Here is a 15,389-nt window from a genome sequence, read left to right as displayed (position 1 = left end):
CCCTACATGCGCTCCGGAGCGGAAATCCCGAGGACCGTCAACGCGTTCTTTATGGTGATCGCCACGCAGTGCAGGAGGAAGAGCCGGGCGTTGGAGAGCTGTTGCTCTTCGGGAATGATGACACGACTTTTGTTGTAATAGCTGTGGAACTGGGCCGCAAGATCCTGCAGATAATAGGTGATGCGATGCGGCTCGAAGTTCACCGCGCTTGACTCCAGCGTCTCCGGGAAGGTCGCCAGCGTCTTGATGAGGGACATCTCCTCCGCGGTCTGCAAGAGGTCGAGCTGCGGCGCGGAGAGATCGACGGTCACCCCCTTCTCCTGGGCTGCCTCGAAGATGCTCCTGATGCGGGCGTGCGCGTACTGCACGTAGTACACCGGGTTGTCGGTGCTCTGGCGCTTGGCGAGCTCGAGGTCGAAGTCCAGCTGGCTGTCGGAGCGGCGCATGAGGAAGAAGAAGCGCGCTGCGTCGCGGCCGACCTCGTCGACGACTTCCTTCAGGGTGTCGAACTGGCCGCTCCTGGTGGACATCGCCACCGGTACGCCGTCGCGCAGGAGAGAAACAAGCTGCACGAGGATGATCTTCAGGTCGTCCGGGTTGCGCCCGAGCCCCTGCACGATCCCCTTCAGGCGCGGCACGTAGCCGTGGTGATCGGCGCCCCAGACGTCGATGACCCAGTCGAAACCGCGGCCGAACTTGTCGCGGTGATAGGCGATGTCGGAGGCAAAGTAGGTAGTGACCCCGTTGCTGCGCACCACGACGCGGTCCTTGTCGTCGCCGTAGTCGGTGGTACGGAACCAGAGGGCACCTTCCTGCTCGTAGATCAGCCCCTTTTCCTGCATCTCCTCGATGGCTGCGGGAACCTTCCCGTCGTCAAAAAGGGACTGCTCGGAGAACCAGTGATCGTGGCGCACACCGAAGGCAGCGAGGTCGTCCTCGATACCCTTCAGGATCACGTTGCCGCCGTATTTGGCGAAAAAGGCCACACCTTCATCTTCGGAGACCTGGAGATAGCTGTCGCCGTATGCCTTCACGGCATCGGCGGCGATGTCCTTGATGTAGGCGCCCTGGTAGCAGTTCTCCGGAAAGTCGACCTGCTGACCGAGGAGCTCGCGGTAGCGCAGGAGGACTGAGAGACCGAGGGTGTTCATCTGGTTTCCGGCGTCGTTGATGTAGTATTCGCGCTGCACCTCGAAGCCGGCGGCTTCCAGGAGAGAGGCAACGGCATCGCCGGTGGCGGCCCCCCTGCCGTGACCGATGTGCAGCGGCCCCGTGGGGTTGGCGCTCACGAACTCCACCTGGACCTTCTTCCCGCGGCCAACGGTGCTCTTGCCGAACTCGGCGCCGGCGCCGGAGATGACGTTCAGCGTCTCGCGCCAGGCGGAAGGCTTGATGCGGAAATTGATGAACCCGGGTCCCGCGATCTCGACGGAATCGACAAGCTCTGTGCTCCCCTTGAGCTTCGCGACGATGATCTCCGCCACGGCGCGCGGAGCCTTCTTCTCACCTTTTGCCATCAGCATGGCCACGTTGGTAGCGAAGTCGCCGTGCTCAGGGTGAGACGGCTTCTCCACGACAATGGCAGGGGCCGTTGCGCTGGCAAGCGTGCCGTCCGCGATACACCCCTCTATTCCTTTCCGGATGCACGCCCTCAGCTGCTCCTTCATGAATTACCCCCCTTTTCACAGTCCGCCGCGCTGTCGTCGACGGCCTTTATGCTGATGTCTCTACTGAAATCGGGGCAGCGTGCCCCGAGGTCCGTTACGCAGAACTTTTTGGCGCAGTTCTCGCGCCAGGCGCAGATTACACAGCTCTGCATGCTCATTTTCCGTTCCTTTCTGATGCTGACGCCCCCTTCCCTTCCGGGAGGAGAAGACGTCTTCTGTCCGGAGGGGGCTACGGTTCGGTCTTTTGCGCCCCTCTCTTGTCGACCTTCGGCTCCGACTTCGCCTTCTTCTCAACCTTCCCTGCGGATTTAGGGGCTGCCTTCGCCGCCGGCTTCTGCTCCGCCTTGGCAACAGGCTTCTGCTCCGCCTTGGCAACCGGTTTCTGCTCTGTCTTTGCGACCGGTTTCTGTTGTGCAACCTTCGTTGCAGGCTTCGGCTCCGCCGTCTGACTACTTTCCAGCACCGGTTTCGGGGGTGCCTGCTGCTGCCCCTGTGCCGCGCTTCCCTCCACCTTCTGCGCCGTCTGCACAGGTTTCTGTGCTGAGGGCGGGGCTGCCCCCTGTTCCGCGGCGGGAAACTGGTAGATCGTCTCGTTGCTGCGCACAAGACCGAAATCGCGACGTGCGATGCTCTCCAGGTATCGGCGGTCGGTCTGCAGCGCGGAGACTTCCCGTTTCAGCTTCTCATTCTCTCCCTTCAGTTCAGCCAGGCGCTGCTGCATCTCGTCACGGTCGCGGTGCAGCCGGCTGATCATCAACAGCCCGCGGTCACCGAAGACGGTGAAGAAGAGGATGAACGCCATGATGGCCGCCGGAGCGAGGAAGAACCGCTTCTGCATCGTTACCCCGCGGAAATGACAGAGGAGAAGTACTCGATCGTCTTCATGAGCCCCTCGTCGACGACAACCTTCGGCTCCCACGCAAGCCTCTTTTTTGCCAGCGTTATGTCAGGCTGGCGCTGGCGCGGATCGTCGGCGGGGAGCGGCTTGTAGGTTATGCGCGAGGATGACCCGGTAAGGGCGATGATCTTCTCGGCAAAGTCGAGAATGGACGTTTCACAGGGATTGCCGAGATTGACGGGGCCTATGAAATCGGGGGCTTCCATCATGCGCACCAGCCCCTCCACGAGATCGGAGACAAAGCAGAAGGACCTCGTCTGCTCCCCTTTCCCGTACACCGTGATGTCCTCGCCGCGCAGCGCCTGCAGAATGAAGTTGGAGACCACCCGGCCGTCGTTTTCCGCCATGCGCGGCCCGTAGGTGTTGAAGATGCGCACGATCTTTATGTCCACCCCGTTCTGCCGATGGTAGTCCATCATGAGGGTCTCCGCGACCCTCTTCCCTTCGTCGTAGCAGCTCCTGATCCCCAGGGTATTCACATTTCCCCAGTAGTCCTCCGTCTGCGGGTGGATCTGGGGGTCGCCGTACACCTCGGAGGTCGAGGCCTGGAGGATTCTCGCCTTCACCCTTTTGGCGAGGCCGAGCATGTTTATCGTCCCCATGACGCTCGTCTTGATCGTCTTCACCGGGTTGTACTGGTAGTGAATCGGAGAGGCGGGACAGGCGAGATTGTAGATCCGGTCGACCTCTAAGAGGACCGGCTGGGTAATGTCGTGGCGGATGAGCTCGAAACCGTGGGAATCAAGAAGATGGGAGATGTTGCTTTTACTGCCGGTGAAAAAGTTGTCCAGGCAGATAACCTCGTGACCTTCCTTCAACAGCCTTTCGCACAGATGAGAACCGATAAAGCCGGCGCCGCCGGTCACGAGAACACGCATGAAGCCTTTTCCCTCCACTGTCGCTGCACGGCTCCGGGTCATCCGACCCGAAGCCGTTCAAGTGATCTTCCTTAGAATCCGGCCTTGCCGTTCCTGCCGATAGGCTGGTACTCGAACCCGTTGCTGCGGATCCGTTCCGGCTTGTACAGGTTCCTGCCGTCGAAAATGAGCGGGTTGACCAGGAGGTTCTTGATCCGCTCGAAATCGGGGTTTCTGTACTCGTTCCACTCGGTGATGATGACGAGGGCGTCCGCCCCCTTCAGGATGTCGTACATGTTGTGGCTGTAGGAGATCCGGTCCCCGAAATGCTTCTGTGCTTCCTTTATCGCCTCCGGGTCGTGGGCGCGGACCTGCGCCCCGAGCTCGAGGAGCCGGGAGATGATCGTCAAGGACGGCGCCTCGCGCATGTCGTCGGTGCGCGGCTTGAAGGAAAGGCCCCACACGGCGAAGGTCTTCCCTTCGAGCGGTTTAGCCCCGCCGGAGCCGAGGCGCGCCTCGATCTTGTTCGGCAATACCAGCTTCTGCCGCTCGTTCGCCTCCTCCACCGCCTTCAGGAGGATGAAGTCGTAGTTGCACTCCTCGGCGGTGCGGGCCAGCGCCTTCACGTCCTTCGGGAAGCAGGAGCCGCCGTAGCCGACGCCGGGGAAGAGGAAGTCGTAGCCTATGCGGGAGTCGGAGCCGATACCCTCGCGGACCGCCATGACGTCCGCGCCCATCTTGTCGCAGAGGTTCGATATCTGGTTCATGAAGGTGATCTTGGTCGCCAGCATCGCGTTCGCCGCGTACTTGGTCATCTCGGCGCTGCGGATGTCCATGATGATGAGGCGGTCCGACTTGCGCATGAAGGGGGAGTACAGCTCCTTCATGAGCTCTGCGGTGCGCACATTGTCCGTACCGATAACGACACGGTCCGGTTTCATGAAGTCATCGATGGCGGCGCCTTCCTTCAGGAATTCGGGGTTAGAGACGACGTCGAACTCGTAGTCCACACCGCGCAGCGCGAGCTCCTCCGCAATGGCGGCGCGCACCTTGTCGGCGGTCCCCACCGGCACCGTCGACTTGTCCACCACAATCCTGAACCCGGTCATGTGGCGCCCGATGTCGCGCGCCACCCCCAGGACGTACTGCAGGTCGGCGGAGCCGTCCTCACCGGGAGGGGTCCCGACCGCTATGAAGTTAACCAGGGAATCCTTGACGGCGGCGGCGATATCCGTGGTGAAGGTAAGGCGACCTTCCTCGCAGTTTCGCAGCACCATCTCCTTTAGTCCCGGCTCGTAAATGGGGATTATTCCCTCTTTGAGTCCGTTGATCTTTTCTTCGCTGATGTCGACGCAGACGACGTCGTTACCGCTTTCGGCAAAGCAGGTTCCCGCGACAAGACCGACATAACCGGATCCAACTACGCAAATCTTCATCTGGATTACCTCCATGGACCGCGTGTGCGGCCCTGTCTGAGATTAGCAGCTCTATATACCACAAAAGGAAGTTACTACGCCAGACTTTTCCCGGACAACAAAGCCCGTGAAAGGGCAGCGAATTCAGGCAACGAGAGGGTCTCGCCGCGCCTCCCTCCGTCGATACCACTCTTGGCAAGCCCTTCCAGAAGGGCCTCATCTGTCTCCACTACGCGTGCGCCGCGCAGGGCGTTGTAAAGGGTCTTTCTCCTCTGGCTGAAGGCGCCTTTCACCAGGAGCCGGAAGAAGCGGACATCCCCCACCTCGACCCGCGGAGCCGGCAGCGGCGTGAAGGTAAGAACCGCCGAATCTACCTTCGGGATCGGCCGGAAGGAACCGGGCTTCACGATGAACTCCCTGCGGATGTCGAAGTGCAGCCCGAGCAAAACAGTGAGTATCCCGTAGTCCTTGCACGCCGGCGGCGCGACCAGTCTGTCCCCCACCTCTTTCTGGAGCATGAGGGTGAGGCTCTGGAAGAGGTCGCAGCAGTCGAGGAAGCGGAAAAGAACCTGGGAGGAGATATTGTACGGCAGGTTCGCCGCCACCTTCCACTTTCCGGCGCTGCGCTGCGTGAGGATCTCCCGCAGGTCTACGCGCAGGATGTCGCCATGCTCCACCTCCACGTTCTGCGCGCCGGAGAATTCAGCTCCTAGCACGGGGATGAGCTCGCGGTCGAGCTCCACGGCGAGAAGACGCGCGCCGCTCTCCGCCAGCAGACGGGAGAGAGCCCCCCGCCCAGGTCCGACCTCGAGGATAAAATCCTCCGGAGTCGGCTTTACGCAGGAAACGATGCGCGTGAGAACACCGCTGTCCACCAGAAAGTTTTGGCCCAGCGCTTTTTTGGCGCGAATTTTCTCCATCACATCCCCTCCGTAAGTCGTGCCGCCAGGCGATCCAGGGGCCACACCGGGAGCGCGTCCAGGTCAAGGCCGCTCGAGATCCCGGCGGACAGGTAGAAATCCCCCGGCACCGCGATCATCGCCGCGTTGTCGGCACAGAGCCTGGGGGTGGGGATGTAAAGCTCGACCCCTTTCTCATCGCACATCTTCTGCATGGAGAGGCGAAGCGCGCTGTTGCACGCGACACCGCCGGCAACCACGAGCCGGTTCAGCCCCGTCTCCACGAGGGCCGCGGCAGTCTTCTGGGTAAGGACGTCGCAGACCGCCCACTGGAAAGAGGCCGCAAGGTCGTGAATGCCCGCTTCCGCCGACTCGGGGTGCTTCTTCACGTGAGTCAGCACCGCAGTCTTCAAGCCGCTGAAGCTGAAATTGTAGCTGCCGTCATTGAGGAGCGGGCGGGGAAAGCGGATCGCTCCGGGATCACCCTGGGCTGCCAGCCGGTCGATCGCCACGCCGCCGGGGTACGGCAGACCGAGGAGCTTCGCCACCTTGTCGAAGGCCTCACCTGCAGCGTCGTCCACCGTTTGTCCGAGCGTCCGATAGCGCCCGACGCCGTCCACGCGATAGAGGTGGGAGTGGCCGCCGGAGACTGCGAGAGCGAGAAAAGGGAACTCCACCGGGCGCTCCAGCATGACTGCCAGCAGGTGCCCTTCGATGTGGTTCACCCCGATGAGGGGAATGCCGCATCCGAAGGCGAGTCCTTTGGCGGCGGAGAGCCCCACGAGGAGCGCGCCGGCAAGGCCCGGCCCCTGGGTCACCGCAATCCCCTTCAGGTCGGCGGGGGTTACGCCCGCCCCTTCGAGGGCTTGCGTGACGACTGTCGAGACAGCTTCGAGGTGCTGGCGGGAGGCGATTTCCGGGACGACCCCGCCATATTCGGCATGGACCGCTATCTGGGAGGAGACGATGTTGGAGCGGATAACACGACCGTCCGCCACCACGGCGGCAGCCGTCTCATCGCATGAAGATTCTAGAGCAAGTAAAAGCATATAAATCGGAACCCGAGCAAAAGTGATGTATCCAGTAAATTATTGCACGATTCGAGGACATACGAAGTCCTTCTATCGAATGATCAGTGGGAAGAAGGGGCATGCGCCGGCTGAACTGGAACAGACGCGGCTCGCGCCGCGGGACAGGCTGGGAAGCCTGTGCTCCAGCGCGAGTTCAACATTCGCCGCGGGAGACCAACTTCTTCCCTCTGCCGACGTACGGTGCCCGCGCGCTGGAGCGCAGGCATCTTGCCTGCGATGGCGGCGTCAGCCGCCATGGAAGCAGACGCGGCTCGCGCCGCGCGACAGGCTGGGAAGCCTGTCCTCCAGCGAGGGTTCGACATTCGCTTCCGGAGATCATCTTCCCCTTCAGCCGCCGCATCCGGGAAAAAGCAAAGAGGGCACGAGCAACCGCGCCCTCTCCTGAAAACTTCCCGCAGCACCGGACTACAGCAGGTTTGCCGCCAGCTCCGCGAGCTCGGAGCGCTCACCCTTCGTCATGGTGATATGCGCCGAGATCTTCTGATCCTTCAGCCGCTCCACTACGTAGGTGAGACCGTTACTCTCGGCGTCGACATAGGGGTTGTCGATCTGGTACGGGTCGCCGGTCAACACGATCTTCGTCCCCTCCCCCGCCCGCGTCACGATCGTCTTGATCTCATGCGGAGTGAGGTTCTGCGCCTCGTCGACTATCATGTACTGCATCGGGATGGAGCGCCCGCGGATGTAGGTGAGGGGCTCTATCTCCAGGATTCCCATCGCCATGAGCTCTTTGTACCCCTTGCTGTGCCGTTTCTCCCCTTCATGCCCCGTCAGGAGGAGCTCGACGTTGTCGAAGATCGGCTGCATCCAGGGGGTGAGCTTCTCCTCGATGTCCCCCGGCAGAAAGCCGAGGTCGCGACCCATCGGGAAAACCGGGCGAGACACGAGGAGCCTGTTGTACACATTCTCCTCCGCCGTCTTCTGCAGACCGGCGGCTATGGCGAGAAGCGTTTTTCCGGTCCCTGCCTTCCCCATCAGCGTCACGATCTTTACCTCGTCGTCAAGGAGTGCGTCGAGCGCAAACGACTGCTCACGGTTCCTCGGAAAGACGCTCCAGACCCCTTCCTTCCCGACCCCGCGCAGCGGCACCACACGGCCGGACGAGCTATCCAAACGTCCAAGCGCGCTGTGGCCGGGGTTGCCGAATTCGCTGAGCGCTACGAACTGGTTCGGATGCAGCCCCGCGGGCCAGTCGAGCCACCCCTGGCTGTAAAAGCGGTCGACGAGGTCGGCGCCGACCTCCACGCTGGCATAGCCGGTAAAGAGGGAATCGATGCTCACCTTGTCCGACTCGTAGTCCTCGGCGCTGAGGCCGAGAGCGTCCGCCTTGATGCGCAGGTTCGTGTCCTTTGTGACCAGTATCACCGGGACGTCCGGGCGCTGCGCCATGAGGTCGACGGCGACCGCAAGGATCCTGTTGTCGCCGCGCTCTTCCCGCAGCTCGGGGGGGAGCATCTTCAGCACTTTCTCCTCGCAGATCTCCACCCGCAGCGTCCCGCCGCTTTGCAGCTGGATCCCCTTGATGAGAGAGCCCCCCTTGCGCATTTTGTCGAGGATGCGGGAGACCTGGCGGGCGTTTCTCCCCGTCTCGTTCATGTCCTTCTTGAACCTGTCGATCTCCTCGATGACGGTAATGGGGACGATGATCGAATGTTCCTCGAACTTTTCCAGGGCCTGCGGGTCGTAGAGGAGGACGTTGGTATCAAGAACAAATGTTTTCATAGAGGCCTCAGTGAAAAAGTGTCGGTGGTCAGGAATGGCTTGCAGCTCTGGGGTGCCGGAGTACACCGCAACCTTGGAGGAGCCTTCACTGAAGACGTAACGGCAGTGGTCGTAGTCAATGCAGCGCCTTCAGAAAGCGCTCGATGTCCTGGGGCGTGTTGAAGTAGCCGGGGCTTACCCGCACCGTCCCCGTGGGGAAGGTGCCGATGGTCCTGTGCGCGTCCGGTGCGCAATGAAGTCCCACGCGTACGCAGATGTCGTGCTCGGTGTCGAGAGTGTAGCCGATTTCGGAGGGGTCCCGCCCTTCGATGGTGAAGGAGAGAGCGCCGCCGCGGTCGCCGCTCTCCGGACCATACAGCGTCACCCCCGGAATCTTGCGCAGCCCCTCCACAAGCTGGTCCACAAGGACTTTTTCCTTCTGGCGGATCGTCTCAAGCCCCACCTCCTGCACGAACTCCACACCCGCCTTCAGCCCGGCAAGGGCATGGGTGCTCATGGTGCCGCTCTCGAAGCGCTCCGGGAGCTCTTCCGGCGGCTCCGGGCTCGATGAGCTGGCGCCGGTGCCGCCGACCTGCAGCGGGTCGAGCTTCACCTCTGCACCGAGGGCGAGTATCCCGGTCCCCGCGGGACCAAAGAGAGCCTTGTGTCCCGGAGCGGCGAGAAGATCGATGCCGAGGGCCGCAATGTCGATCGGAAGGTAACCTGCGCTCTGCGCCGCGTCCACCAGCACAAGCGCCCCACTCCCCTTGGCCACCTTCACGATCGCCTCCAGAGGCTGGATCGTGCCGGTCACGTTGGAGCAGTGCGAGAAGGCGACAAGCCTCGTGTTTTTCTGCATCGCCCCGGCGATGGCGTGCTCGGATACGACGCCGTCCTTCCCTGCGGGAACGAAGGTGACCTCGACGCCGCGCTTGCGGGCAAGATACAGCGGCCGCACGAGGGCGTTGTGCTCCATGGAGGTAGTAACGACGTGGTCGCCGGCGGCGAGAAGCCCGTTCACGGCTATATTGAGGGATTCGGTAGCGCTGTGGGTGAAGATGAGGCGGGAAATCTGCTTGACGCCGAAGAACTCCGCGAGGAGCGCCCGGGTCTCGAATACAAGCCTGGACGCGGCGAGTGACTGACCGTACCCTCCCCTCCCCGGCGCGACCCCGATCTCCCTTATCACCTTGTCCATGGCGAGGTACACGGATTCCGGTTTCGGGAACGATGTTGCGGCGTTATCGAGGAAGAGGGACATAACCATGTACTAACATTTTACCTCTTGTTTGGCAACCGCTTTCATGAGTATCTGCGCGCACGGCGCAGGCTAAGCCGGTCAAGGGATGAGACATTCCGGCTCCCCCTGCACCACACCGAGGTACTCCAGGAAGCGCCGGATCATGAGCCCCTCCGTGGCAGTCATCGCTTCGTCGCTCTCATCTGTCTCGTTGAGTTTCCCGCCAGCCATCATCCCATGACCGCCGGCGCTCCCGTAGCCGTCGACAACGGTCCTGAGGAGCTCCCCCGCGTTCAATTCCTGCGACTCCGTCCTGATGGAGAGGATCATCTGGCGGTTCACGTGCCCCATGCAAAGCGCGGTCTCGACCCCTTCCAGCCGCACCACCAGGTCGGCAAACTCGGCGACGACTTCCGGGAACTGCACATGCTTCAGCGATGCCACCAGCACATTGCCGTAAATCCGGGCGTGCCTGAGACCGGAGTGCAGCGCGGCAAAGTACTCGCGGGGGAGTCTCGGGCGCACGATGGAGTTCAGGAGGACCTTGTTGGCCAGGGGAAAAAGGGTGAGATACGCCTCGCGGTCGGGGCGCTTCGCCTCCCTCCCCAGATCCTGCGTCTCCGACTTGATGGCGTAGAAAAGAGCGGTGGCGAGCTTAGTACCAATAGAGATCCCCTGCACCCGCAGATACTCGTAGAGGATGGTGCTGGTGGCCCCGTAGTCGGGCCGGATGTCGATCCACTTGCAGGTGGCGCTCCCCTCGCGCATCGGGTGGTGGTCGATGACGAGGTCAACGCGGGCGCCGGGGGGGAGCGCGTTGTTCCCGGTGCCGGGCTGGCTGTCGAGGAGGCAGACGACGGGGAAGGCCTTCAGTTCGATCAGTTGAAAGGGGGTAAGGGGGATCTGGAGATTCTTGGCCATCGCCAGGTTTTCGCTGCGGCCGATCATCCCGGAAAAGGCGATGATCGCTTCCCTGTTGGTGCGCACCGCGAAGAGGTGGCGAAGAGCCATCGCGGAGGCGAGGGCGTCGGGATCGGGGTTGTCGTGCACCACGATGAGTATCTTGCCGCGCCCCCCCACCCAGTTGAGGAGGGCATCGGTGTACCCTTTGAGGTCCGGAAGTCTTCCGTTGAGAGCCAAATCTGTCCCCCCCTTCTGAAGGGAAGTATAACAGGGATGCGCGAAGGGGAGCAACAGAGCGGGAATTGCAAAGGAAGAAGCAGACAATGTAGGCCGGGATAAGCCGCAGGCGTTCCCGGCAATGTCGGCGACACGTTTGCGGCAGACTGGCAGGGAACTGGAGCGGCACCCGCAAGAGGAAATCCCCCCTGTCCCCCCTTCGCAAAGGAGGGAACGTTAGGCGGGCCTGCTCTTTTATGGCACCCCCTCACCGAGCTCCGCAGAACGACCAAAAAGGACGCGAAAACGGGATCATGACTCCCTGCCACTGTCCAAAAACTTGACTTACGTCAAAACTTTCCATGCAGCAACTGCGCGGTCACCACGAAGGGGGTCTTGCCGTTCGACTTTGTCTCCTGTATATCGGGGATGACGGTGGGGATGGCAAATTTCACCTTGCCGTTCTCCACCTCCGCAAACGATTTTACTGAACGGACCGTACCGTACGCTGCGCCGAGGAGCGCCCCCCCTCCGAAACCGTAGCCAAGGTACTCCAGGTGCCGGCTCGGCTCCTTCGTGAACGCCATCACGGCGGCACCGATGAGGCCGCCGGTGATCCCGCCGTAGAGCGCATCGAGGAAGACCTCTTTGAAGTTTTCGGCAGCCGCGAGGCAGGGTGAGGACACCAGACAAAAGATCAAAGCTGCCACTGTGGACTTTTTCCAAGACGTCACGAAACTCTCCTCCATCAGAAACAAGTGCGGGATCACGACCTCATCAGCAACAAACGGGCCGATTCCTTTCTCAGGGGGAGTTTTTTTGAAGAAAAGCTGCAACGGAGCACCAGGCGCGGCGCCACCGAGATGTGAGCGGAGGGAGCGGGAGGGTTGCGGAGAGGAACGACGGAAGGACGAGACGATAACTACGCCATTTAGCGCAGCTTTCTGTTGCGGATTCGCTACAGTGCGGCAAGCAGCCCCTGGACCAGGCGCAGTTCATCCTCCTTGCTGGAGACCGTTCCGTTCAGCCGCGCCGAAAGGGCGGCATCGAGGAGCTCACGGTAGCGAGGTCCCTTCTGTACGCCGAGACGCTGCAGGTCCTCGCCGTTGATGAGCGGGCGCACTCCGCTTAGCTTCGTGAAATAAAGAGAGATCGCCCGCTTGACCTCGGCGTGCTGGCTGCGGGCCATGAGGTAGAGGAGCACCTCCACGGTCAGACTGCGCAGGAAGAAGTAGATCTCGCTGTTTTCCAGCTTGCCGTTGGAGTAGATACGCTTTTCCATGGCAGTCACGAGGAGCGCTCCGTCCTTTCTCATCTCGTAGAGCTTTTCCTTGTAATGCTCCGCCACAGAGAGTCGGGTGCAGGTCCCCCAGAACTGCTCGTCTGTGAGGGGATCGCACATCGCCAGAAAGTACACGGCCCACCGCTCGTAGGGGCGCTCCAGGAAGAGGAGGTCGAACCAGGAGAGGATTTCCCGCACACCCTCAAGCACATTCTGTACGGCGGGGGTGAACTCCAGATCGGGGCGGATGAAGCGGAAGAGCCCGAGGTTCGCCATCCGGTAGATCCCCTTCAGCGGCTCCTTCTCTTTCAGGATATGCACCAGCTCCGAGAGGAGGCGCCGGCCGCCGAGCTTGTCGAGGAATTCCATCTTCACCGCGTTCTTGATGAGATTCTCCGTGTGCTTCGCGATCCTGAAGGCGAGGCGCTGCTCAAAGCGGATGGCGCGAAAGACCCGGGTGGGATCCTCCACAAAGGAGAGGTTGTGCAGCACCCTGATGACCCCGTCCTGCAGGTCGCGGTTGGCGCCGAAGAAGTCGATGAGCCTCCCGAAATAGGCGCTGTTTAGCCGGATCGCGAGGGTATTGACGGTGAAGTCGCGACGGTAGAGATCCATCTTGAGGGACGAGCGCTCCACGGTCGGCAGCGCTCCGGGAGAAACGTAGTATTCGAGGCGTGTGCTCGCCACATCGATCTTTGAGCCGTCGGGGAAGACGATGACGGCGGTGCCGAACTTCTGGTGGCTCTTCACCCGGCACCCGTACTGCGCCGCAAAGGCGTCGGCGAATATGATTCCATCCCCCTCCACCGTGACGTCGATATCCTTGTTCACCACCCCGAGGAGAAGGTCGCGCACGAAGCCGCCAACCGCGTAGACCGGGAGCTCCAGCCTGTCGCCGACCTCCCCCAGGTTCCTGAGGATCGTCACCACCCGCGGGGGGAGGTGCTTGTTCATGAGACCCACGATCTCGCGACTCTTCACCGGGAGGGAGTCGCGCGCCAGATCGTACAGCGCCTCCCCTCCGTAGCCGTAGCGCAAGAGGTCGGTACGGGTGATCACCCCGATAAGCTCCCCCTGGGCGACGACTGGCACCAGACGGGCGTCGTTGCCGACGATGTAGGTCTGGATCTCGGTAATCGGCGTCTCAGGGTCGGCGATCATGAACTCGGTGTGCATGTAGTCCGCGACCGATACCACGCCGAGGTTGTGGTACATCGCCTTCTCCACCGTCTTTCTGGAGATGATCCCCTTCACCTTCCCCTCGACGTCCACGACCGGCATGGCGGTGACGTTGTAGCGCACCAGGAGCTCCCGTGCCTCCTCTATCGTCGTCTTCAGAGGGATCGACTTCACCGGTGCGGACATGATGTCCTGCGCGGTCCGCCTCGGATTGACGCGGCTTCGCAGCACGGACTCGAGGAGCTCCAGTGTCTGGATGAGGGTGAGCCCCTTCACCGTGGCGGAGGCGGCGGTTGCGTGCCCCCCTCCCCCCAACTCCTCCAGTATCTCCCCTACCCGCACCTCCGGAATGCGGCTGCGCGCCACGAGGTAGATCCGGTCCCCCATCCCCACGACGATAAAGAGCGCGTTCAGGTTCTCCATGTCACGCATCATGTGGGCAAGCCCCGCGATATCACCGACGTAGTGATCCAGCGAGGCGTGAGCTATGGAGACGTCGACCCCTTTTAGCGTCGTGGTCTTCATCGATTTGAGGAGGTCGTTCAGCAGGGAGACCTGCTCCACCGTGAGTTCGCGGCTGATGGAGTCCGCCACCTCGTTCAGGTTGGCGCCCCGCTCGAGGAGCCACGCGGCGGCGACATAGTCCTCCGTCGTCGTGGAGGGGAAGGTCAGGTTCCCGGTATCCTCGTAGATGCCGAGCATCATTACCGTCGCCTCCTGGGGGGTCACCGCTGTTTTCCGCTGCTGCAGGAGGGTCACCAGAAGGGTCGTGCTCGAGCCGCAGGAGCGGATGCTGCCGCCGCTTGGGTCGAGGTCCCCTGCCGCCTTCGGGTGGTGGTCGTAGATATGGATCTCCAGGCCGCGGCGGCGCACGATCTCGGCAAACCTGGCGATACGGGAGGAGTGCTGGCAATCGACGAGGATGAGCCGGGTGACGGCATTGAGGTCGAGGTCCTTCAGGCGGGTGAATTCGGCGGCAACCGCGGGGAACTTTACGAAGAAGTCCCGGACTCCCTTTTCCTGGGAGCCCGAGAAGACAAGGAGGGCTTCAGGGTAGATCTTCTTTGCCGCGACCATCGAGCCGAGGCAATCGAAATCGGCGTTCACATGGGTGGTGATTACATCCATCAGAACAGGGTGACCCCCGCGTACGCGACTACCCGCCGCCGGTCACCTGTTACATCACCGCTGGTGGCGTAAGAATCGAGCCGCGCTCTCGTCGCCCCGAGAGCCTTTGCAGCCACCATCATCACCGTCGTGGGGACGACGCCGCACATGCTGATCCACTGCTGGCGGCAGGAGGTGAGGAGCCCCTCGGGGTTGAGGGCGAGGACCTGGCTGAGCGCTATGTCGTCCTTCACGCGCGCCGCGTCGTCCGATTCGTAGTGCGTCATGTCGGAGCTCGCGACGATGAGGACCTCTTCGCCGTATTCGCGAATCGCCTGGACGATCCCCTCACCGATGTCGCGGCAGCTCTCGAAATCGTAGCTGGAAAGGCAGAGTGCGGCGATGCTGACCTCGGGGTTTCGGTACATGAGGAAAGGGAGTTGCACCTCCAGGGAGTGCTCGAAGCGGTGGGCGAGCTCGTCTTCCTTCAGGAGGGGGACATGCTTCAGAATGAGCTTCGAGAGCCTGCTGTTGATCGGGACAGGACCGAGGGGGGTGTCCCACTGCCCGGTAGGGAAAAGGGCGGCGGCGGACCCCATGCCGGTGTGGTTGGGGCACAGGACGATGACGGAGGAAGGGATCTGCAGCTGGCCGTACACGGAGCCTGCGACCTTTCCTGAATAGATGAAGCCCGCGTGCGGGGCGACGATGCCGATCGCCTTCTCCGAGCCGTTTTTCGGCATGAGCTCCGCGAGTTCCTCGCGCAGCGCCTCGGCATCCGATTTGTAGAACCTTCCTGCTACCGCCGGCTGACGTACCATGTGCACCTCCTGGAGATCACTATGGGGGACACGGGCAGCTTTCCCGAGATGCCCTCTGCCTGAAGCACGGCGACGCTTCCGCCTATCACATTTCGTGCCTGAGGAAGCTGGAA

Annotated in this window: 13 protein-coding genes; all 13 read right to left on the bottom strand. The window is 62.0% G+C overall.

Annotated features, from left to right (window positions below; genetic code table 11):
• Positions 1-2: 2 nt before the first annotated feature.
• Positions 3-1,667, bottom strand: a complete 1,665-nt coding sequence (argS, locus tag LPW11_RS18490; protein ID WP_230995346.1) for an arginine--tRNA ligase — start codon at positions 1,665-1,667, stop codon at positions 3-5.
• Positions 1,664-1,819 carry a hypothetical protein gene (locus LPW11_RS18485; protein ID WP_230998352.1) on the bottom strand — a complete coding sequence of 52 codons (156 nt, stop codon included), beginning with the start codon at positions 1,817-1,819 and terminating at the stop codon, positions 1,664-1,666. Before LPW11_RS18485 ends, argS begins: the two co-directional genes overlap by 4 nt.
• Positions 1,820-1,896: 77 nt before the next feature.
• Positions 1,897-2,505 (bottom strand): FtsB family cell division protein, encoded by a 609-nt coding sequence (locus LPW11_RS22370; protein WP_269145354.1) that lies wholly within the window; start codon positions 2,503-2,505, stop codon positions 1,897-1,899.
• A gap of 2 nt (positions 2,506-2,507) precedes the next feature.
• Entirely contained in the window at positions 2,508-3,443 is a 936-nt protein-coding gene (locus LPW11_RS18475; RefSeq protein ID WP_230995345.1) for a UDP-glucuronic acid decarboxylase family protein, read from the bottom strand.
• Positions 3,444-3,514: 71 nt separating this feature from the next.
• Positions 3,515-4,858, bottom strand: coding sequence for a UDP-glucose dehydrogenase family protein (locus LPW11_RS18470; RefSeq protein WP_230995344.1), 1,344 nt, complete (start codon positions 4,856-4,858; stop codon positions 3,515-3,517).
• 74 nt (positions 4,859-4,932) lie between these two features.
• On the bottom strand, positions 4,933-5,757 hold the full coding sequence (gene rsmA / locus LPW11_RS18465) for a 16S rRNA (adenine(1518)-N(6)/adenine(1519)-N(6))-dimethyltransferase RsmA (protein ID WP_230995343.1): 825 nt from the start codon (positions 5,755-5,757) through the stop codon (positions 4,933-4,935).
• Entirely contained in the window at positions 5,757-6,785 is a 1,029-nt protein-coding gene (gene tsaD, locus LPW11_RS18460) for a tRNA (adenosine(37)-N6)-threonylcarbamoyltransferase complex transferase subunit TsaD (protein ID WP_230995342.1), read from the bottom strand. Before tsaD ends, rsmA begins: the two co-directional genes overlap by 1 nt.
• 447 nt (positions 6,786-7,232) lie before the next feature.
• Positions 7,233-8,549: a PhoH family protein gene (locus tag LPW11_RS18455; protein ID WP_230995341.1), complete on the bottom strand. Its 1,317-nt coding sequence runs from the start codon at positions 8,547-8,549 to the stop codon at positions 7,233-7,235.
• Positions 8,550-8,664: 115 nt separating this feature from the next.
• Entirely contained in the window at positions 8,665-9,789 is a 1,125-nt protein-coding gene (locus LPW11_RS18450; RefSeq protein ID WP_230998322.1) for an aminotransferase class V-fold PLP-dependent enzyme, read from the bottom strand.
• A gap of 78 nt (positions 9,790-9,867) precedes the next feature.
• A complete protein-coding gene (locus LPW11_RS18445) occupies positions 9,868-10,908 on the bottom strand; it encodes a DHH family phosphoesterase (RefSeq protein WP_230995340.1) in 1,041 nt (346 codons plus the stop codon).
• 329 nt (positions 10,909-11,237) lie between these two features.
• On the bottom strand, positions 11,238-11,621 hold the full coding sequence (locus tag LPW11_RS18440) for a hypothetical protein (protein ID WP_230995339.1): 384 nt from the start codon (positions 11,619-11,621) through the stop codon (positions 11,238-11,240).
• Positions 11,622-11,845: 224 nt separating this feature from the next.
• Positions 11,846-14,476, bottom strand: coding sequence for an A-adding tRNA nucleotidyltransferase (locus LPW11_RS18435; RefSeq protein ID WP_230995338.1), 2,631 nt, complete (start codon positions 14,474-14,476; stop codon positions 11,846-11,848).
• Positions 14,476-15,276 (bottom strand): AmmeMemoRadiSam system protein B, encoded by an 801-nt coding sequence (gene amrB, locus LPW11_RS18430; RefSeq protein WP_230995337.1) that lies wholly within the window; start codon positions 15,274-15,276, stop codon positions 14,476-14,478. Before amrB ends, LPW11_RS18435 begins: the two co-directional genes overlap by 1 nt.
• Positions 15,277-15,389: the final 113 nt, after the last annotated feature.

Source organism: Geomonas sp. RF6 (assembly GCF_021044625.1).
Classification (GTDB): domain Bacteria; phylum Desulfobacterota; class Desulfuromonadia; order Geobacterales; family Geobacteraceae; genus RF6.
This window is presented reverse-complemented; position numbering and strand designations above follow the sequence as displayed.